General features: G+C 69.9%; 19 protein-coding genes and 1 tRNA gene. 10 read left to right on the top strand and 10 right to left on the bottom strand.

Annotated elements, in window-relative coordinates:
• Positions 1 to 176 precede the first annotated feature (176 nt).
• Entirely contained in the window at positions 177 to 704 is a 528-nt protein-coding gene (locus tag DFR50_RS03825; protein ID WP_113887875.1) for a MarR family winged helix-turn-helix transcriptional regulator, read from the bottom strand.
• Between the two features lie 130 nt (positions 705 to 834).
• Between DFR50_RS03825 and badH the strand changes: the two genes are divergently transcribed.
• The 6 genes from badH (at position 835) to DFR50_RS03795 (ending at position 7,804) form a co-directional block, all read left to right on the top strand.
• Complete coding sequence (gene badH, locus DFR50_RS03820) at positions 835 to 1,602, top strand: 2-hydroxycyclohexanecarboxyl-CoA dehydrogenase (RefSeq protein WP_113887968.1); 768 nt, start codon at positions 835 to 837, stop codon at positions 1,600 to 1,602.
• A 23-nt stretch (positions 1,603 to 1,625) separates the two neighbouring features.
• The gene (badI, locus tag DFR50_RS03815; protein ID WP_113887874.1) at positions 1,626 to 2,408 is read left to right on the top strand and encodes a 2-ketocyclohexanecarboxyl-CoA hydrolase; all 783 of its coding nucleotides are present in this window, start codon (positions 1,626 to 1,628) and stop codon (positions 2,406 to 2,408) included.
• Between the two features lie 94 nt (positions 2,409 to 2,502).
• Positions 2,503 to 3,654, top strand: a complete 1,152-nt coding sequence (gene aliB, locus DFR50_RS03810; protein ID WP_113887873.1) for a cyclohexanecarboxyl-CoA dehydrogenase — start codon at positions 2,503 to 2,505, stop codon at positions 3,652 to 3,654.
• 48 nt (positions 3,655 to 3,702) lie between these two features.
• A complete protein-coding gene (gene aliA / locus DFR50_RS03805) occupies positions 3,703 to 5,352 on the top strand; it encodes a cyclohexanecarboxylate-CoA ligase (protein WP_113887872.1) in 1,650 nt (549 codons plus the stop codon).
• Between the two features lie 44 nt (positions 5,353 to 5,396).
• Entirely contained in the window at positions 5,397 to 6,557 is a 1,161-nt protein-coding gene (locus DFR50_RS03800; protein ID WP_113887871.1) for an acyl-CoA dehydrogenase family protein, read from the top strand.
• A gap of 56 nt (positions 6,558 to 6,613) precedes the next feature.
• Positions 6,614 to 7,804 carry an acyl-CoA dehydrogenase gene (locus DFR50_RS03795; protein ID WP_113887870.1) on the top strand — a complete coding sequence of 397 codons (1,191 nt, stop codon included), beginning with the start codon at positions 6,614 to 6,616 and terminating at the stop codon, positions 7,802 to 7,804.
• Positions 7,805 to 8,520: 716 nt separating this feature from the next.
• On the opposite strand, the gene DFR50_RS03790 is transcribed toward DFR50_RS03795, so the two are convergent.
• A tRNA-Thr gene (locus tag DFR50_RS03790) sits at positions 8,521 to 8,596 on the bottom strand.
• Positions 8,597 to 8,765: 169 nt separating this feature from the next.
• Between DFR50_RS03790 and DFR50_RS03785 the strand changes: the two genes are divergently transcribed.
• Positions 8,766 to 9,509 (top strand): SDR family oxidoreductase, encoded by a 744-nt coding sequence (locus DFR50_RS03785; protein WP_113887869.1) that lies wholly within the window; start codon positions 8,766 to 8,768, stop codon positions 9,507 to 9,509.
• Positions 9,510 to 9,560: 51 nt separating this feature from the next.
• Here DFR50_RS03785 and DFR50_RS03780 read toward each other — a convergent pair whose 3' ends face one another.
• Entirely contained in the window at positions 9,561 to 10,124 is a 564-nt protein-coding gene (locus tag DFR50_RS03780) for an SIS domain-containing protein (RefSeq protein WP_113887868.1), read from the bottom strand.
• 232 nt (positions 10,125 to 10,356) lie between these two features.
• Between DFR50_RS03780 and DFR50_RS03775 the strand changes: the two genes are divergently transcribed.
• Positions 10,357 to 10,635 carry a hypothetical protein gene (locus DFR50_RS03775; RefSeq protein ID WP_113887867.1) on the top strand — a complete coding sequence of 93 codons (279 nt, stop codon included), beginning with the start codon at positions 10,357 to 10,359 and terminating at the stop codon, positions 10,633 to 10,635.
• A gap of 64 nt (positions 10,636 to 10,699) precedes the next feature.
• Here DFR50_RS03775 and dapB read toward each other — a convergent pair whose 3' ends face one another.
• The 4 genes from dapB to DFR50_RS03755 are packed head-to-tail and all read right to left on the bottom strand — an operon-like array spanning position 10,700 to position 13,225.
• A complete protein-coding gene (dapB, locus tag DFR50_RS03770) occupies positions 10,700 to 11,515 on the bottom strand; it encodes a 4-hydroxy-tetrahydrodipicolinate reductase (RefSeq protein ID WP_113887866.1) in 816 nt (271 codons plus the stop codon).
• Positions 11,516 to 11,535: 20 nt separating this feature from the next.
• A complete protein-coding gene (locus tag DFR50_RS03765; protein WP_113887865.1) occupies positions 11,536 to 11,823 on the bottom strand; it encodes a DUF1330 domain-containing protein in 288 nt (95 codons plus the stop codon).
• A 53-nt stretch (positions 11,824 to 11,876) separates the two neighbouring features.
• Positions 11,877 to 12,584, bottom strand: a complete 708-nt coding sequence (gene pyrF / locus DFR50_RS03760) for an orotidine-5'-phosphate decarboxylase (RefSeq protein WP_113887864.1) — start codon at positions 12,582 to 12,584, stop codon at positions 11,877 to 11,879.
• Positions 12,581 to 13,225: a class I SAM-dependent methyltransferase gene (locus DFR50_RS03755; RefSeq protein ID WP_245427295.1), complete on the bottom strand. Its 645-nt coding sequence runs from the start codon at positions 13,223 to 13,225 to the stop codon at positions 12,581 to 12,583. Before DFR50_RS03755 ends, pyrF begins: the two co-directional genes overlap by 4 nt.
• 114 nt (positions 13,226 to 13,339) lie before the next feature.
• Here DFR50_RS03755 and DFR50_RS03750 point away from each other — a divergent pair, with 114 nt between their 5' ends.
• Both DFR50_RS03750 and DFR50_RS03745 read left to right on the top strand, forming a co-directional pair.
• A complete protein-coding gene (locus tag DFR50_RS03750; protein ID WP_113887863.1) occupies positions 13,340 to 13,972 on the top strand; it encodes a TetR/AcrR family transcriptional regulator in 633 nt (210 codons plus the stop codon).
• 55 nt (positions 13,973 to 14,027) lie between these two features.
• Positions 14,028 to 15,218 carry a nitroreductase family protein gene (locus DFR50_RS03745; protein WP_113887862.1) on the top strand — a complete coding sequence of 397 codons (1,191 nt, stop codon included), beginning with the start codon at positions 14,028 to 14,030 and terminating at the stop codon, positions 15,216 to 15,218.
• A 26-nt stretch (positions 15,219 to 15,244) separates the two neighbouring features.
• Here the strand turns inward: DFR50_RS03745 and DFR50_RS03740 are convergent, their stop codons facing one another.
• The 3 genes from DFR50_RS03740 to dnaK all read right to left on the bottom strand — a co-directional run bounded on the left by DFR50_RS03740 (position 15,245) and on the right by dnaK (position 19,236).
• Entirely contained in the window at positions 15,245 to 15,943 is a 699-nt protein-coding gene (locus DFR50_RS03740; RefSeq protein ID WP_113887861.1) for an NnrU family protein, read from the bottom strand.
• Between the two features lie 43 nt (positions 15,944 to 15,986).
• Positions 15,987 to 17,111 carry a molecular chaperone DnaJ gene (gene dnaJ, locus DFR50_RS03735; protein ID WP_113887860.1) on the bottom strand — a complete coding sequence of 375 codons (1,125 nt, stop codon included), beginning with the start codon at positions 17,109 to 17,111 and terminating at the stop codon, positions 15,987 to 15,989.
• Between the two features lie 214 nt (positions 17,112 to 17,325).
• On the bottom strand, positions 17,326 to 19,236 hold the full coding sequence (dnaK, locus tag DFR50_RS03730; RefSeq protein ID WP_113887859.1) for a molecular chaperone DnaK: 1,911 nt from the start codon (positions 19,234 to 19,236) through the stop codon (positions 17,326 to 17,328).
• Positions 19,237 to 19,349: the final 113 nt, after the last annotated feature.

The raw sequence follows: 19,349 nt of genomic DNA, 5'->3' as shown, positions 1-19,349 counted from the left end.
ACGCGGCCTGCACGAACACGACCGCCATCCCTACCGCTGGCGTCCGCGTCAGGTTCCGACGTCCTGTCGTCGCTGCGGGGAAACGCGGCGCGCCTCGTCGGAGACGACGACCTTCCGCGCGGAGGTCCGGTGCGCCGCGCTCTGGGCCCTCGATCCGCCGGCTCGGCGAGGCGCCGCTAGTCCGCGTCGTCCGCGATCGGGTCCGTGGCCGCCGTCGCGTCGAGACGCTGCATGTTCTCCAAAATCTTGAGGAGATAGTGCAGCATGTGCGCGGTGTCGCTGATCGAGAAATCGACCAGGATCTGGTCGTAGTAGGCGTGGATCTTCGGCAGGGCGAGGTCGCGCCAGGTGGCGCGGCCGGCGTCGGTCATGGCGACGATCCGCGACCGGCGGTCGCGCGTGTCCGGGGCGACCGCGATATGCCCGTCGCGCTCCATCCGGCTCAGGAGCCCGGCGAGGTTCTGCCGGCTGACCATCAGGTAGCGGGCGAGGTCGCCGACGCTCATGCCGCCTTCGGCCTTCTTGCGCGACAGGGCGCCGAGGACCGCCCACTGCTGGGTGGTGAGGCCCTCGGCCTCGACCGCCCGGCTTCCGGTTTTATGCAACATATTTGCGCATTGATACAGGCGAAAGAACAGCCTGTTCGCCAATTCGATCTTGGCGACCGGAGCGCCTGCACGAATTTTTTCCTCAGTTGCGGTCATAGTCCCTCTTGCGCATGATACGGCGCTCCGGCTATATAGCAACATGTTGTCTTAAAAGATCGCCTGACGTCGATGATCCTGTCCTAAATCGACGGCGGTCGCAATGTCGGTCCCGAGGGAGGATTTCGTCATGACGCGTTTCGCAGGCAAGGTCGTCGTGGTCACCGGCGGCGGCGGCGGCATCGGCGGCGCGACCGCGCGCCGCTTCGCCGGCGACGGCGCCAGGGTCGGCGTGTTCGACCTCGATTCCAACGCCGCCGAAAAGGTCGCGGCCGGCATCCGCGCCGGCGGCGGGGACGCCGAGGCCTTCGCCTGCGACATCGCCGACCGGACCCAGGTCGACGCGGCGGTCGCCGCGGTCGAAGCCCGGTTCGGCCCGATCGACGTCCTCGTCAACAACGCCGGCTGGGACGTGTTCCGGCCGTTCGTCAAGACCGAACCGGCGCAATGGGACCGGCTGATCGCCGTCAATCTCACCGGCGCGCTGCACATGCACCACGCCGTGCTTCCCGGCATGGTCGCGCGCCGGGCGGGCCGGATCGTCAACATCGCGTCCGACGCCGCGCGGGTCGGTTCGTCTGGCGAGGCGGTCTACGCCGCCTGCAAGGGCGGCCTCGTCGCCTTCTCCAAGACCATCGCGCGCGAGCACGCGCGGCACGGAATCACCGTCAACGTCGTCTGCCCGGGCCCGACCGACACCGCCCTGTTCGCCGACTACAAGGAGGGCGCCGGCAACCCGGACAAGCTGGTCGAGGCCTTCACCCGCTCGATTCCGCTCGGCCGCATCGGCCAGCCGGACGACCTGCCGGGCGCGATCCTGTTCTTCGCCAGCGACGACGCGGCCTACGTCACCGGCCAGGTGCTCAGCGTCTCCGGCGGCCTGACCATGGCCGGCTGATTTTCTTTCGAGGGAGGATTTTCATGCAGTTCCAGGACATCACCTACGAGATCCGCAACGGCGTCGCCTGGATCGTCATCAACCGGCCCGACAAGATGAACGCCTTCCGCGGCACGACCTGCGACGAACTGATCAAGGCGCTCTACAAGGCGGGCTACGACAAGCAAGTGGGCGCGATCGTGCTCGCCGGCGCCGGCGACCGGGCGTTCTGCACCGGCGGCGACCAGTCGGCGCACGACGGCGGCTACGACGGCCGTGGCACGATCGGCCTGCCGATGGAGGAATTGCACGCCGCCATCCGCGACGTGCCGAAGCCGGTGATCGCCCGCGTCCAGGGCTTCGCCATCGGCGGCGGCAACGTGCTCGCGACCCTCTGCGACCTGACGATCTGTTCCGAGAAGGCGGTGTTCGGCCAGGTCGGCCCCAAGATGGGGTCGGTCGACCCGGGCTATGGCACCGCCTACCTCGCCCGCGTCGTCGGCGAGAAGCGCGCGAGAGAGATGTGGTATCTCTGCCGGCGCTACTCCGGGCAGGAGGCGGTCGCGATGGGACTGGCCAACCTCTGCGTGCCGCACGCCGAACTCGACGCCGAGGTGCAGAGATGGGGCGAGGAGCTGTGCGAGCGCAGCCCGACCGCGCTCGCCATCGCCAAGCGCAGCTTCAACATGGACACCGCCCACCAGGCCGGCATCGCCGGCATGGGGATGCTGGCGCTGAAGCTCTACTACGACACCGACGAGTCGAAGGAAGGCGTCAACGCGCTCAAGGACAAGCGCAAGCCGGACTTTCGCAAGTACGCGAAATGAGACGGGCGAGGACACCCGCCGCCGACCCGCCGTGCGGGCGGCTGCGTCGGCCGACGTCTCCGGCGAGGGAGAGGGGTTTCAGGGAGGCTCATCGATGAACCCGTATCTCGACGCCGATCTCGTCGCGCTCGCCGATCAGGCGCGCAAGTTCGCGGCCGACCGCATCGCCCCGGGTTTCCAGGAGCGCGACCGGACGCGCGCGCTCGATCGCTCGATCATGAAGGCGATGGGCGCGATGGGCTTCATCGCTCCCGAACTGCCGGAGGAATTCGGCGGCCTCGGCCTCGGCTCGCTCGCCGCCGGCGTGATCCACGAGGAGATCGCGCGCGCCGATCTCAGCCTCTCCTACATCAGCCTGCTCGCGTCGCTGAACGGCCAGATTCTGGCCCATCACGGGCGCCCCGACGTCGTCAAGCCGTGGCTCGCGCGCCTGACCGCGGGCGAGGCCCTGCTGGCGATCGCGCTCACCGAGCCGCGGGGCGGGTCCGACGCCGCGGGCCTCCGCCTGCGCGTCGAGCGCGACGGCGACCATTACCTCGTCAACGGCGAGAAGACCTCGATCTCCGCCGCCGACCAGGCGGACGCTGCGGTGGTGTTCGGGCGGACCGGATCGGTCGAATCGGGCGCGCACGGCGTGACCGCGCTGCTCGTCCCGATGGACCTGGCCGGGATCGGTCGCAGCCGATTCGACTGCCACGGGCAGCGCGCCATCGGCCGCGGTTCGCTGTTCTTCGACAACGTCCGCGTGCCCGTCTCGCACCGTCTGGGCGACGAGAACAAGGGTTTCGTGCAGGTGATGCAGGGCTTCGACTTCTCCCGGGCGCTGATCGGGCTGCAGGTGCTCGCGGTCGCCCGCGTCGCGCTCGAGGAAACATGGGCCTATGTCGCCCAGCGTCAGGCGTTCGGCAGGCCGCTCTCGGGTTTCCAGGGCGTGTCGCATCCGCTCGCCGAGTTCGACACCCAGGTCGAGGCGGCGCGGCTCCTCTGCCTGCAGGCTTTGTGGCTCAAGGACAAGGGCGCGCCGCACAGCGCCGAAGCCGCCATGTGCAAGTGGTGGGCGCCGAAGCTCGCCTATGACGCGATTCACCAGTGCCTGCTCATGCACGGCCACGGCGGCTACGACCGCGGGCCGATGGAGCAGAGGCTGCGCGACGTGCTCGGCTTCCAGATCGGCGACGGCACGGCGCAGATCATGAAGACGATCGTCGCCCGCGCTCGGGCCGGCCGCGAGGCGGTCCCGGCTTAACAACAAGGCGCAAACGCCGCCCCGGAAGCGGCGACAGGGAGAGGAAACATGGAATTCGACCCCGTCCTCCTGGCCGCGCGCCGCGCCGACAGCGTCGCGCGCGGCCACTGGCGCGACCGGACGATCAACGACGATCTCGACGCCTGCGTCGCCGGCAGCCCGGACACGCTGGCGCTGACCGCTTTCGAGCGCGAGTCCGGCGCGGTCCGCCGCTTCACCTGGCGCGAACTCGCCGCGCTCGCCGACCGGATCGCCGTCGGGCTCGCCCGGCTCGGCGTCGGCCGCAACGACGTCGTCGCCATGCAACTGCCGAACGGCTGGCGCTTCACCGCGCTCTACCTCGCCTGCTCGCGCATCGGCGCGGTGCTCAATCCGCTGATGCCGATCTTCCGCGAGCACGAGCTGTCGTTCATGCTCCGGCACGCCGAAGCGAAAGTCTTCGTCGTGCCGGCGGTCTTTCGCCACACCGACCACGAGGCGATGGCGCGCGGGCTGAAAAAGGATTTGCCGACCCTCGAGCGGATCCTCGTCGTCGGCGGCGGCGGCGGCGGCGAAGACGATTTCGATGCGCTGCTGACCGCGCCCGAATGGGAGACAGCCGCCGATGCCCCCGCGATCCTGACGCGGAGCCGGCCGGGCCCCGACGACGTCACCCAGCTCCTCTACACCTCGGGCACCACCGGCGAGCCCAAGGGGGTGATGCATTCCGCCAATACGCTGATGGCCAACATCGTCCCCTACGCCGAGCGGCTGCGGCTCGGCCGGGACGACGTCGTGTTCATGGCCTCGCCGATGGCGCACCAGACCGGCTTCATGTACGGGCTGATGATGCCGGTCATGCTGGGGGCGAGCGCCGTGCTGCTCGACATCTGGGACCCGGCGAAGGCGGCGGAGCTGATCCGCAGCGAGCGGGCGAGTTTCACCATGGCCTCGACGCCGTTCCTGACCGACCTCTCGCAGGTCGTCGCGGCGACCGGCGAGGGCGTGCCGACGCTGAAGACCTTTCTGTGCGCCGGGGCGCCGATCCCCGGGCCGCTGGTCGAACAGGCCCGCGCGAGCCTCGGCGCCAAGATCGTCTCGGCCTGGGGCATGACGGAAAATGGCGCGGTGACGCTGATCAAGCTCGACGACGACGACCGCCTCGCCGTCGCCACCGATGGCTGTCCGCTTCCCGGCGTCGAGGTCAAGGTGGTCGACGCCGCCGGGGCGGAGCTGCCGGCCGGCGAATCGGGCAGGCTCGTCGTGCGCGCCTGCTCCAATTTCGGCGGCTATCTCAAGCGTCCGCAATGGAACAACACCGACGCCGACGGCTGGTTCGACACCGGCGACCTCGCTTACAGCACCGCCGACGGCTACATCCGCATCAGCGGCCGCAGCAAGGACGTCATTCTTCGCGGCGGCGAGAACATCCCCGTCGTCGAGATCGAGTCGCTGCTCTACCGGCATCCCGCGGTGGCGCAGGTCGCCGTCGTCGCCTATCCCGACGAGCGTCTGGGCGAGCGCGCCTGCGCGGTGATCGTCGCCAGGGCGGGCCGGACGATCGACTTCGCCGGCATGAGCGACTTCCTCAGGGCGCAGAAGGTCGCGGTTCCGTACATTCCCGAGAAGCTGATCGTGCGCGACGCCCTTCCCGCGACGCCGTCGGGCAAGATCCAGAAGTTCAAGCTGCGCGAGATGCTGCGCGAGGGAACGCTGTAGCGCGAATTCGGGCAACCCGAAATGCTTGGGGGGAGTTTTCAGCCATGGCCGTCGACGCCGAGACCTTCGCAATCCTGATCGACACGGTGCGCCGTTTCGTGCGCGATCGGCTCGTCCCGGCCGAAATGACGGTGGAGGAACAGGACGAGGTTCCCGCCGACATCGTCGCGGACATGAAGGGCCTCGGCCTGTTCGGCCTCTCCATCCCGGAGGCATACGGCGGGATCGGCCTGTCGATGCGCCAGGAATGCGAGGTCGCCCACGCCGTCGGCCAGACGGCGCTCGCCTTCCGGTCGGTGTTCGGCACCAATGTCGGCATCGGCTCGCAGGGCATTCTGATGGACGGCACGGAGGCGCAGAAGCAGGCCTATCTGCCGCGCGTCGCGAGCGGCGAGCTGATCATGGCGTTCGCGCTGACCGAACCCGGCGCCGGCTCGGACTCCGCCGCGATCGCGACACGGGGCGAGCGCGCCGGCGACGCCTATGTTCTCAACGGCGTCAAGCGTTTCATCACCAACGCGCCGCGCGCCGGCGCCTTCACCCTGATGGCGCGCACCGACGGGCCGGGCGCGGCGGGGATCTCCGCCTTCATCGTCCCGGCCGACCTCCCCGGCCTCAGCCTCGGCAAGCCCGACCGGAAGATGGGGCAGCGCGGCGCCAAGACCTGCGACGTGATCCTCGACAACGTCCGCGTGCCGGCGGCCAACCTCATCGGCGGACGGCCGGGGCAGGGTTTCAAGACGGCGATGAAGGTGCTCGACCGCGGCCGGCTGCACATCTCGGCCGTCGCCTGCGGCATGGCGCAGCGCATCCTCGACGAGTCCGTCGCCTACGCGAGGCAGCGAAAACAGTTCGGCAAGCGCATCGGCGAGTTCCAGCTCGTCCAGGCGATGCTCGCCGACAGCCAGGCCGAGCTTTACGCCGGCTGGAGCATGGTGCGGGACTGCGCCGGGCGTTTCGACGCCGCCGCAGCCGGCCCGAGCGATCCCGAGCTCGGCATGCGCGCATCGTGCTGCAAGCTGTTCTGCACCGAGATGGTCGGGCGCGTCGCCGACCGGGGCGTCCAGGTCCATGGCGGCTCGGGCTACATCAGTGAGTTCCCGGTCGAGCGCTTCTATCGTGACGTGCGCCTGCTGCGGCTCTACGAAGGCACGACGCAGATCCAGCAGATCGTCGTCGGCCGCGCGCTCGTCGGCCGCAATTGAGGCGTAGCCGGCGATTGGGCTAAACACGCGTCCTAACCGAGACCCGGAGATCTCCCATGGCTTCCCCTTCGACCCGCGCCGCCTTCCAGTGGGACGATCCGCTCGGGCTCGAGGGGCAGCTCACCGCCGACGAGCGCGCCGTGCGCGACGCGGCGCGCGATTTCGCGCAAGGCGAGTTGCTGCCGAAGGTCCAGGACGCGTTCCGGCACGAGAAAACCGACGCCGGAATCTTTCGCGCCATGGGGGAGCTCGGCCTGCTCGGCGCGACCATCCCGGAGACCTACGGCGGCGCGGGCCTCGACTATGTCGGCTACGGCCTGATCGCGCGCGAGGTCGAGCGGGTCGATTCCGGCTATCGCTCGATGATGAGCGTGCAGTCGTCGCTGGTGATGGTCCCGATCTTCGAATTCGGCGCCGAGGCGACGAAGCAGAAGTATCTGCCCAAGCTCGCGACCGGCGAATGGATCGGCTGCTTCGGCCTGACCGAGCCCAATTACGGCTCCGATCCCGGCGGCATGATCACCCGCGCCCGCAAGGTCGACGGCGGCTACCGCCTGTCGGGGGCGAAAATGTGGATCACCAACAGCCCGATCGCCGACGTGTTCGTCGTCTGGGCCAAGGACGACGACGGCGAGATTCGCGGCTTCGTGCTCGAGAAGGCCTTCAAGGGGCTCACCGCCCCGCCGATCCACGGCAAGGTCGGCCTGCGCGCCTCGATCACCGGAGAGATCGTGCTCGACGACGTGTTCTGCCCCGAGGAGAACGCCTTTCCGCAGGTGCGCGGCCTGAAAGGTCCGTTCACCTGCCTCAACAGCGCCCGCTACGGCATCGCCTGGGGCGCGATGGGCGCGGCCGAGGACTGCTTTTCCCGGGCGCGGCAGTACGTGCTCGACCGCAAGCAGTTCGGCCGCCCGCTGGCGGCCAACCAACTCGTGCAGAAGAAGCTCGCCGACATGCTGACCGAGATCGCGCTCGGCCTGCAGGGCTGCCTGCGTCTGGGGCGCCTCAAGGAGGCGGGCGCGGCGCCGGTCGAGCTGACCTCGATCCTGAAGCGCAACAATTGCGGCAAGGCGCTCGACATCGCGCGGGCCGCCCGCGACATGATGGGCGGCAACGGCATCAGCGACGAGTTCGGCGTCGCCCGCCACCTCGTCAACCTCGAAGTGGTCAACACCTACGAGGGCACCCACGACATCCACGCCCTCATCCTCGGCCGCGCCATCACCGGAATTCAGGCGTTCACCTGAGACGGACGTCGCTGCGTCATCCATCGCGTCGAATTGTCGACCCCGGTCGCGTTCAGGGCGCCGCCCAGCAGCGCGAGCGATCCGCCCCCCAAGAACGACCGCGCCGCCGCTGATCACGCCTCCGGTCGCGAGGTCGAACGCGCCGGCGTCGAGGGTCAGCGTCGTCCCCAGCGTGAGGACGTTGCTGTCGGTGACGGTTGCGCAACAGGGGGTGAACGGATTACGGCCGCGTGATGGTGACCGTATGGGTTCCCTTGACCGCAAGGGTCGCGTCGTCTGACGCCCCCGGCGCGACCCCTGTGCTCCAACGCGTTGCACGTCGCGACGTCCCGTCTGGCCTCCGCCGGCGCAACCATTTGAGAAGACGAAACTTTCGGACATGGGTCGAGAGTTCCCCCGTACCCGGCGCGGAACCGCTTGGATGGCTGGGTCGAACCCGGCCACGAGGCCGAGCGCGACCGCCCGGGAATTTGCCCGGGGTTGTAACTCCCAACCCCGTCATTGCGAGGAGCAAAGCGACGAAGCAATCCATGCCGCCGCTTGCTTCCTGCGGAGAAAATCGCTCCGTCTTCTGCTCGCAATGAAGGGCGGCGGGACGACCAGAAGGCGCAACAGCGGCCCTGGATCGCTTCGCTTCGCTCGCGATGACGGCGCTGTTCGCTGCCGGCTTGGGAGTTACCCCGGGTACGGCGACTGACCTAATGATTTGATATCGCTGGTGCCGCAAGAGGGATTCGAACCCCCGACCCCCTCATTACGAATGAGGTGCTCTACCAGCTGAGCTATTGCGGCGCCGTGATCGCTGTCGGGCGAGAGCCCGCGATCGCGAGGTTCTCTATGCCAGATTGCATGAGCTTGGCAATACGCCGCGCATCGGCCCTTGCGCGGAATCGCGATTGGACGGCAGATTCGATCCGGGTCCGCTCCGGCGGGCGGCGGCATTGCACGGGAGGTTGCGGTCATGGCCGGACGGTTGGCGGGAAAGCTTGCGGTACTGACGGCGGCGGGCGCGGGGATCGGACGGGCGACGGCGGAGGCCTTCCTCCGCGAGGGCGCGCATGTGATCGCCACCGACATCGATCCCGACGCGCTCGCCGGGCTCGACGCCGACCGGCGCCGGCTCGACGTGCGCTCGGGCGACGAGGTGGCGGCGCTGGCGCGTTCGCTCGGCCCGATCGACGTCCTGTTCAATTGCGCCGGCTTCGTCCACCACGGCTCGGCGCTCGACTGCGCCGACGACGACTGGGACTTTTCCTTCGACCTCAACGTCAAGTCGATGCACCGGACGATCCGCGCGTTCCTGCCGGGCATGCTGGCCAAGGGCGGCGGCTCGATCGTCAACATGGCCTCGGCCGCCTCGTCGGTGAAGGGCGTGCCGAACCGATACGTCTACGGCGCCAGCAAGGCCGCCGTGATCGGCCTCACCAAGGCGGTGGCCGCCGACTTCATCCGAAAGGGCGTGCGCTGCAACGCGATCTGCCCCGGCACGGTCGAAAGCCCGTCGCTCGACGGCCGGATCGCCGCGCTGAGCCGGACGACGGGCGACACCGTCGCGGCGGTCCGGCAGGCGTTCGTCGACAGGCAGCCGATGGGGCGGCTCGGCCGTCCCGAGGAGGTGGCCGCGCTCGCCGTCTACCTCGCCTCCGACGAGAGCGCCTTCACCACCGGGCAGATCCACCTCGTCGACGGCGGCTGGGCGATGTAGGCCCCGGCCGCCCCCGCGCGCCGCTGCGGTTGCGCGCCGCCCGGCGGGGATTCATTCCAGGTTGGTGTGCCGCGCCCGCATCGTCTCCGCGGTCTCGCCGAAACGCTCCCTGAGCTTCAGGATCGCCAGTTCGAAGGCGATCATCTGCGCCGTCTCGAACAGCGATCCCATCGGCAGGACGGAGAGCGCGCCGCCGCGGTCGTCGGCCATGGTCTGGGCCGGGATCACGGTCACGAGGTCGACCTCGCCGGCGAGCCCGCCGCCGGGCTGAGCGGTGACGAGCGCCGTCTTCGCGCCGGCCGAGCGCGCGATGCGCGCGAGCACGCCGGCGGTCGCGAGGTCCCCGGGCCCGGCGGAGACGATGAGGAGATCGCCGGGACCCACCGCGGGCGTCGTCATGTCGCCCCAGACCGAGACGTCGCGGCCCATGTGGAAGAGCCGCATGGCGAAACCGCGCATCTGCAGCCCCTCGCGGCCGAGACCGAAGACGACGATGCGCCGCGCCCCGGCGATCGCCTCGACCAGCCCGTCGAGCGCATCCTCCGGCATGGCGGTGAACACGGCCCCGAGATCTCCCAGCGCCCCTTTCGTGAGCGCGCCCAGGCTTTCCGGCATCGAATCCTCCCTTGCTCTCGACTTTACCGCCATGCTGACCGCGAATCGGCGACCTTGGCAAGGCTGCGCCGGCCGCGGACGGCGCGCGGGCCGCCCGAGACGGGTCGTAGGTAAAATCCCGGACAGGCTGTAAGGGCGCCTGCGGCGAGTCGTAAGTATTATCCCTTATTGCCGTTGCGGAGGGTAACGTCGTTTACTAATAGTCGGGGAAGTTGGTAGGGCGGGCTCGATCATGGACTTCGACGAGGAACCCATTTTGTGCGGGCGGTGCAGGACGGTCGTGCATCTCGAAACCCCTTCGGTCGCCGAGACGATCGTCCGGTGCCCGGTCTGCGGCGAGAGCGACACGCTCGAGGCGGCGCGGCGGGAAGCCTCGCAGCACACCGCCTACGCGTTTCTGCAGCACGCCCTCTGGCCGATCAAGGCGGGCGCCCCGGAGGTGCGATACCGCTTCCACGCGGAAAATCATCTCCTCCACGGCCAAGATCGGCTCCGGCGGGGCTTGAGCTGATCGAGCGAGGTTCGTCGCGGCGGCCGGTCGCCGCGCCGCGGTCACCGGCCGCGGCCGGCGCCGCTCACCCGTCCTTCAATCCCAGGACGTCGGCCATCGCATAGAGGCCGGGCTTGCGGCCATGCGCCCAGCGCGCAGCCTTCAGCGCGCCATAGGCGAACAGCATGCGGTCCTCGGCGTGATGGGCGAGCGACAGGCGCTCGCCTTCGCCGGCGAACACGACCTCGTGGTCGCCGACCACCGTGCCGCCGCGCAAGGAGGCGAAGCCGATGTCGCCCTTGCGGCGCGCCCCGCTGACGCCGTCGCGCCCGCGCGCGGCATGGCTCTTCAGCGCGATCCCACGCCCGGCGGCCGCCGCTTCGCCCAGCATCAGGGCCGTGCCCGAGGGGGCGTCGACCTTCATGCGGTGGTGCATCTCGACGATTTCGATGTCGTATTCGTCGCCGAGCGCGGCGGCGGCGCGCCGGGTCAACGCCGCGAGCAGGTTGACCCCGAGACTCATGTTGCCCGAGCGCACGATCGGCGCATGGCGCGCGGCGGCGTCGATCCGGTCGAGGTCCTCATCGGCGAGCCCGGTCGTGCCGATGACGTCGGCGATGCGCGCCTGCGCGGCGAGCGCCGCCAGTTCCACCGTCGCCGCCGGCGAGGAAAAGTCGATGATCGCGTCGGCGTTCAGCATCAGGGGCAGAGGATCGGTGACGATGGTGAGACCGCTCGCCGGGCAGCCCGCCAGCGGTCCCGGATCGTGGTCGACCCACGGCGAATTCTCGCGTTCGAGCGCGCCCGCGAGGGTCATCCCGGCGGCCTCGTGGATCGCCCTGACGATCATCCGCCCCATGCGGCCGGCCGCTCCCGCGACGACGATGCGCAATTCGCCCATGCCTCGACCCTCCCGTCGCCTCAGGCGCCTTCCACCAGCACCATTTCGATGTCCGCGGCCCCGGCGCGCAGGGCGCGCGCCGCCTGGTAATCGGCCGAGTGGAAATAGGCGCGCGCCGCGTCGTAGCTGTCGAATTCCAGCACCACGTTGCGCGCTCGCGCCGCGCCTTCGAGCGCCTCGTGTCGGCCGCCGCGGGCGAGAATCCGGCCGCCGTGCGCCGCGATCGCTTTCGCGGCCGCCGGGGCGTAGCGGGCGTAGGCTTCCGGATCTGTGATGTCGACACGCGCGATGACATAACCCTTCGGCATGGCGTTTCCTCCAACGTCCCGGAGCGGGCAAGATAGCCGCGCGACGGCCCTGATCAAGGCGTCGCTGCGGCGATTTCGGCGACGATCCGCAGGGCCGCCGCGCGCGGGTCGGCCGCCTGGACGATCGGGCGGCCGACCACCAGATAGTCGGCGCCGTCGCGGATCGCGCGCCCGGGGGTGGCGACCCGCTTCTGGTCGCCGACATCGCCGCCGGCCGGCCGAATGCCGGGCGTCACCAGAATCATGTCCGGGCCGAGCGCTTCGCGGACGGGCCCGGCCTCGGCGGCGCTGGCCACGAGGCCCTGGACGCCGAGCGCCCGCGCCTGTTCGGCGCGCCGCCGCACCGTCTCGACCACGCCGAATCGGTAGCCGGCCTCGATCAGGTCTTCGTCGTCGAAGGAGGTGAGGACGGTCACGCCGAGGATCGACAGCTCGGAGCCATTCGCGCCCGCGACGGCCGCCTGCATCGTCTGGGGATAGGCGTGGACCGTGAGAAAGGTCGCTCCGAGCCGCGCGACCTGCGCGGTCGCCCGCTCGACCGTGTTCGGGATGTCGTGGAGCTTGAGGTCGAGAAACACCTTCTTGCCCGCGCCGGCGAGCCGCGGCGCCAGAGCGAGGCCGCCGTCGCTATAGGCTAGTTCCATGCCAATCTTGTAGAAGACCGCAGCGTCGCCGATCGCTTCGACGAGCTTTTCGGCGGCCGCCCGGTCGGCGACGTCGAGCGCGATGATCAGCCGGTCGCGGGGATCGAGCGGTTTCATGCGCCCGCTCCGCGGCGCCGGCGGCCCTCGCCCTGGGGCCGCGGCTGCGCCTCGAGCCGGTACGTCCAGACTCGCGCGGGCGGCAGGTTGGCCCAGATCGGCCGGCCGCGGCGGGCGGAATAGCGGTCCCCGAGCAGTTCGCGCGGAATGGGCGAGACGAGCCCATAGGTGAACTGGACGAAGGCGCCCTCGCGGCCCATCAGCGCGAACGCGTCGCCGAGCAGCTTCTCCCGATCTCCGGGCGGCCGGGTGAGCAGCGGCAGGCTGGAGACGAACGCCGAAACGCGCGCGCCCCCGAGTTCGGCCAGCGAGCGCGGCAAGTCGTAGGCGTCGCCCTCGATCACGCGCGCGCCAGGGAAGCGCTCCCTCAGCAGACGGCAGAACTGCGGATTGAATTCGAGCATCACGAGGCGGCGCGGGGCGACGCCGCGGTCGATCAGCGCCTGGGTGACCGGTCCGGTGCCGGGGCCGAGCTCGACCACGAGCCCGTCCGGCGGCGGGCCGGACGCTTCCGCCATCGCGCGGGCGAGCGCCCGGCCCGACGGCGCGACCGCGCCCGTCAGATGCGGCGTCGAGGTCAGCGACATCAGGAAATGAAAACCGTCGCCGAACCGCCGGGCGGTCCGCTTCTGATCCTGCATCTGCGCTCCCACGGGGCGGGTCGTCGCCCGTCCGGGCGCCGGTTTAGCGCGCGCCTGCCCTTGCGGTAAAGGCGCCGATTGACCGACCGGTGTTTTCGGGCTACATGTCACCGTATGGTGACAAAGGTTGCGGGCACGATCGGCGCGCGCAATCCCGCCGTCGTCCGGGCCCGGGTGCTGGCGGCGTTGGGCGCGATCATCGAACGGGATGGGCTCGCGCGCCTCGGCGTCAACGCGCTGGCGCGCGAGGCGGGCTGCGACAAGGTGCTGATCTACCGCTACTTCGGCGATCTCGACGGCGTCTGCCGGGAATTCGCGCAGAGCCGCGACTTCTGGTGGACGCTCGACGACCTCGTGCAAGGCCTCGATCCGGCGGGGCTGTCGCGGACGCGGGCGCTTCAGGTGCTGATGCGCCGCCATGCCGCGGCGATCCGCAGCCGTCCGACGACGCTGGCGATCCTGGCGCATGAACTGACGGAGCGTTCCACGCTGGCGATCGCCCTCGAGGAGGTGCGCGAGACGCGCACGCTCGAGCTGTTCGCCTGGATCGGCGAGCGTTTCGACCTTCCCGCGGCCGTCGATCTGCCGGCTGTGTCGCTGCTGCTCGGCTCGGCGGTGAACTATCTCGCGGCGCGCGGGCGCGACGTGAGCGTCATGGGCGGGGTGGCGCTCCGTTCCGACGCGGACTGGGAGCGCATTCTTTCGGCGATCGACGCGCTGATCGCCGGGGTGGTTCCTCCGCAATGAGCCGCCGGGTGGGAACAGCGTCGCCGATCGGCGACTTCAGCGGCGGGAGCCCGTCATGACCGACACCTGGATCAGCCGGCGCGCATGCCTGGGGGCGGGCGGCGGCCTCGCCGTCGTCGCCGTCGGCGGGACGCTATGCGCAGCGCCCGCGCCGCGAGACCGTTTGCCGAGCGGCGACGCCTTCGCGCCATGGACATCCTTCGACGATCCGTCGCTCGCCGGCACGCCGTTCGCGCTCGTCGCCGCGGCGGTGCTCGCCGCCAACCCGCACGACACGCAGCCGTGGCTGTTTCACGTCGGCGACGATGCGATCGACGTCCATGCCGACGTGTCGCGCAATCTCGGCGCGATGGACCCGTATTTGCGCGAGATGCACCTCGGCCTCGGCTGCGCGATCGAGAACATGGCGTTGGCCGGTCCGCCGAACGGCTATGCGGTCCGCGTCGCGCCGGTTGCGGGTTCGGTGATCGGAATCGAGGCGCGCGACCGCCCGGTCCTTGCGGCGACGCTCGCCTTGTCGCCGCAGCCGCCGGGCGCCGCCGATCCGCTTCATCGCGCCATTCCCCATCGCCACACCAACCGTTACGCCTACGACCGGGCGCGCGGGCTCGACACGAACTGGATGGACGCCGCGCGCCGTCTCGGCGAGACCGACGGCGTCCGGGTGATGTTCCTCGAAGGCGCGGCGCGCGACCGGCTGGAAAGCGCGATGATCGACGCGACCCGGTCGATCGTCGCCGACGCGCCGATGATCGCCGACAGCGACCGCTGGTTCCGGATGACCGACGCGGAGATCGACGCCCATAGGGACGGCCCGACGCTCGCGGCCGCGGGCCTGTCGTTCCTGCAGCTCGCCTTTGCGCGCCTGTTTCCGGTTTCGGCGCAGACCAGCCACGCCGCCTGGCTGGCGCAGACGCGCGACACGCAGCTCGCCACGGCGCCGGTTCTGGGGCTGATTGCGGCGCGCGACCGCTACGACCGTCCCGCGACCATCGCCGCCGGCCGTTGCTGGCAGCGGCTGCATCTCGACGCGACGCTGAACGGCGTCGCGTTGCAGCCGATCAACCAGCCGATCGAGATGATCGACCGCGAGCGTCAGACGGGCCGAGGCGACGCATTCGCGCAACGCATCGCCGAGCTGACCGGGCCGGACTGGCAGGCGACCTTCGGCTTCCGCGCCGGCGTGTGCGCCCGAGGCGGCGTCGCGAGCCCGCGCCGCCGCCTCGCCGACGTTCTCGTCGCATAAGCGGCGGCGACGGCCGCCTGCGGGTCTCAGGACGGGGGCAGGGGCGAGACGCCGATGACCAGGGGGTGCAGCGCGAGGAGAACGAGCCAGAGCGCGAGCCCGAGGACGAACCGCGCCGCATTGGGCGGCGATTGCGGGCGCCAGCGTCCGGCGAGCAGCGCGGCGAGCGGCCAGTCCGAGGCGCAGGCCGAGAGCCTCGCCCATTCCGCCTCGCCGAGTTCGCGCCGGCGACGGCGGTCGAGCGCGCGCATGCCGAGCACGGCGAAGCCGCCGAAGCCGCCGAACAGCAGGACGTGCGCGAGGTCGCCGTTCGCCAGCGTGTGCACGCCCGCCCAGAGCGCGAGAGCGACCAGCAGCGGGTGGCGGGCGACGCCGACGACGCCGGGGCGGGAAGGATCGAAGCCGGCCGCGGGGCCGCCGAAGGACAGCGGGTTGGGCGCGCCCACGGCGAAAGCGACGAGGAGGCAGGCGAGCGGCGCCGCGAGATTGGCGAGCCACATCTGCCAGATCTCGGTGGACCAGAGCGGCACGAGCGGCGCCCGCCCGGCCGCCGCGATCAGCCAGGCGATCGCCGCGACCGACACCGCGCCGTAGACGATCTGATAGCCGGCCTCCCCCAACGAGGCGGTCAGCCGGCGGCGCACGGCAGGCCGCGCGGGAAGGGCGTGGGAGACCAGGAACGCGGCCCAGGCGGCGGCGAACTCGGCCCAGCCTCCGGGGTTCATGCCCGGCTCGCTGGGAGGCGGGGGAACAGGACCGTGTCCTCGCTCAGCTCCGCCCCTCGAAGAACTCTTTCATCTTCGCGAAAAACCCGGCGCTCTCGGGATGGGTCTTGTTCGAGGATTCCTCGGCGAACTCCATCAAGAGCTCGCGCTGGCGGCGCGTCAGGTTCTGCGGCGTCTCGACGTTGAGCTGCACGAACAGGTCGCCCGCGTCGCGCGACCGCAGGATCGGCATGCCCTTGCCGCGCAGCCGCAGCTGCCGGCCCGATTGCGCGCCCTCGGGAATGCTGACCCGCGATTCGGTGCCGTCGAGGGTGTGGACGGTGAATTCGCCGCCGAGCGAGGCCTGGACCATCGAGATCGGCACGCGGCAGTAGAGATCGGCGCCGTCGCGCTGGAACACCGGGTGCGGCTTGATGGACAGGAAGATGTAGAGATCGCCGGCCGGCCCGCCGCGCATGCCCGCCTCGCCCTCGCCGGTCAGGCGGATGCGGGTGCCGTCCTCGACGCCGGCCGGCACGTTGACCGACAGCGTCCGCTCCCGGGTCACGCGCCCGGCGCCCGCGCATTTGTCGCACGGGTTTTCGATCGTCTGCCCCCGCCCCTGGCAGGTCGGGCAGGTCCGCTCGATGGCGAAGAATCCCTGCTGCGCCCGCACCCGTCCGTGGCCGCCGCAGGTGCGGCAGGTGACCGGCTTCGAGCCCGGGCGCGCTCCCGACCCCGAGCAGGCCTCGCAGGGCACCGAGGTCGGCATCTTGATCGTGGCGTTCTTGCCGTGGAAAGCCTCTTCGAGGCTGATCTCGAGATTGAAGCGCAGGTCGGCGCCGCGCTCGCGGCCGGACCCCTGACGTCCGCGCCGGCCGCCCATCATGTCGCCGAACAGATCGTCGAAGATGTCGGACATCGACGCGGCGAAGCCGTCGCCCATGCCGCCGACGCCGCCGTGCTCGAACGCCGCGTGGCCATAGCGGTCGTAGGCCGCCCGCTTCTGCGGATCGGACAAGGTCTGATAGGCTTCGTTGAGTTCCTTGAAGCGCGCCTCGGCCTGCTTGTCGCCGGGATGACGGTCCGGATGACAGCCCATCGCAGCCTTGCGGAAGGCGGATTTGAGCTCGATCTCGGTCACGGTCTTGGACACGCCCAAGACTTCGTAGTAGTCCCGCTTCGCCATATCAGCGCGCCCTTGCGCGCGTGAGCAAAACCATCATCGCTTCAACCCGCTTCAGCCCGAATTGGAACGCCGCCGTCGGCGGCGTCCCGGTTGCGATGCGCCCAAAGCCCCGTCGGGCTCGCGGACGGCGTCAGCGACGTTTCGCCGTCCGTCCCCCAGTTCCATGACGGCGTCGGCCGCTTCCTGTTTGGAAGCGGCCGGTGCGCGCGTTCGATCAGGGCTTCTTCTTGTCGTCGTCGACCTCGCGGAACTCCGCGTCGATCACGTCGTCCTTGGCCTGGTCGCCGCCCGGCGCGCCGACGGCGTCGCCGGCGCCGGCCTGCTGGGCCTTGTACATCGCCTCGCCGAGCTTCATCTGCGCCTGCATCAGGTCGTTCGAGCGGGCCTTGATCGCCTCGACGTCCTCGCCCTGCAGCGCGGTCCTGAGCGCGGCGATCGCCGCCTCGATCGCGCTCCGGTCGGCGGCGGAGACCTTGTCGCCGTAGTCCTTGAGCGCCTTCTCGGCGTCGTGGCCGAGCGATTCGCCGTGGTTCTTGGCGTCGACCACCTCGCGCCGCTTCTTGTCTTCGGCGGCGTGGGCCTCGGCGTCCTTGACCATCTTGTTGATGTCCGCCTCGGAGAGGCCGCCCGACGCCTGGATGCGGATCTGCTGCTCCTTGTTGGTGGCCTTGTCCTTGGCGGTGACGTTGACGATGCCGTTGGCGTCGATGTCGAACGTCACCTCGATCTGCGGCATGCCGCGCGGGGCGGGCGGAATTCCGACGAGATCGAACTGGCCGAGCAGCTTGTTGTCGGCCGCCATCTCGCGCTCGCCCTGAAACACCCGGATCGTGACCGCGGTCTGGTTGTCCTCGGCGGTCGAGAAGACCTGGCTCTTCTTGGTCGGGATCGTGGTGTTGCGCTCGATCAGGCGGGTGAAGACGCCGCCGAGCGTCTCGATGCCGAGCGAAAGCGGCGTCACGTCGAGCAGCAGCACGTCCTTGACGTCGCCCTGCAGCACGCCCGCCTGGATCGCCGCGCCGATCGCCACCACTTCGTCGGGGTTGACGCCCTTGTGCGGCTCCTTGCCAAAGAACTGTTTGACGACTTCCTGCACCTTCGGCATGCGGGTCATGCCGCCGACCAGCACGACTTCGTCGATCTGCGCGGCCGACACGCCGGCGTCCTTGAGCGCCTTGCGGCACGGCTCGACCGTGCGCTGGATCAGGTCGTCGACCAGCGCCTCGTACTTGGCCCGCGTCAGCTTGAGCGCGAGATGCTTGGGGCCGCTCGCGTCCGCGGTGATGTAGGGCAGGTTGATGTCGGTCTGGATCGCCGAACTGAGCTCGATCTTGGCTTTCTCGGCCGCTTCCTTGAGACGCTGCAGCGCGAGCTTGTCCTTGGTCAGGTCGATGCCCTGCTCCTTCTTGAACTCGGCCGCCAGATACTCGACGAGGCGCATGTCGAAGTCCTCGCCGCCGAGGAAGGTGTCGCCGTTGGTCGACTTCACCTCGAACACGCCGTCGCCGATCTCGAGGATCGAGATGTCGAACGTGCCGCCGCCGAGGTCGTAGACGGCGATCGTGCCGGCCTTCTTCTTGTCGAGGCCGTAGGCGAGCGCGGCCGCCGTCGGCTCGTTGATGATGCGCAGCACCTCGAGGCCGGCGATCTTGCCGGCGTCCTTGGTCGCCTGCCGCTGGGCGTCGTTGAAGTAGGCCGGGACGGTGATGACCGCCTGGGTGACCGGGCCGCCCAGATGCGCCTCCGCGGTCTCCTTCATCTTCTGGAGAACGAAGGCCGAGATCTGCGAGGGCGAATATTCCTTGCTGTCCGCCTTGACCCAGGCGTCGCCGTTGGGGGCGCGCACGATCTTGTAGGGGACGAGACCCATGTCCTTCTTGGTCATCGGGTCTTCGAACGACCGGCCGATGAGGCGCTTGATCGCGAAGAACGTCCGCTCGGGGTTGGTCACCGCCTGCCGCTTGGCCGGCTGGCCGACGAGGCGCTCGCCGTCGTCGGTGAACGCCACGATCGAAGGCGTCGTCCGGGCGCCCTCGGAATTCTCGATCACCTTGGGGGCCGACCCCTCCATCACCGCGACGCACGAATTGGTCGTGCCGAGGTCGATGCCGATTACTTTCGCCATTTGTCACCTGCTCCTTTCGCGGGATCGCCCGGCCCCGTAGCGGCCGGACCATGAGAAGGACTGCCAACGGCCCGAAGCGGCCGGCGTCGTCTGTTCTGATCCCCTCTAAACCC

The sequence above is a fragment of the Roseiarcus fermentans genome, from assembly GCF_003315135.1.
In the GTDB taxonomy this organism is placed as follows: domain Bacteria; phylum Pseudomonadota; class Alphaproteobacteria; order Rhizobiales; family Beijerinckiaceae; genus Roseiarcus; species Roseiarcus fermentans.
This window is presented reverse-complemented; position numbering and strand designations above follow the sequence as displayed.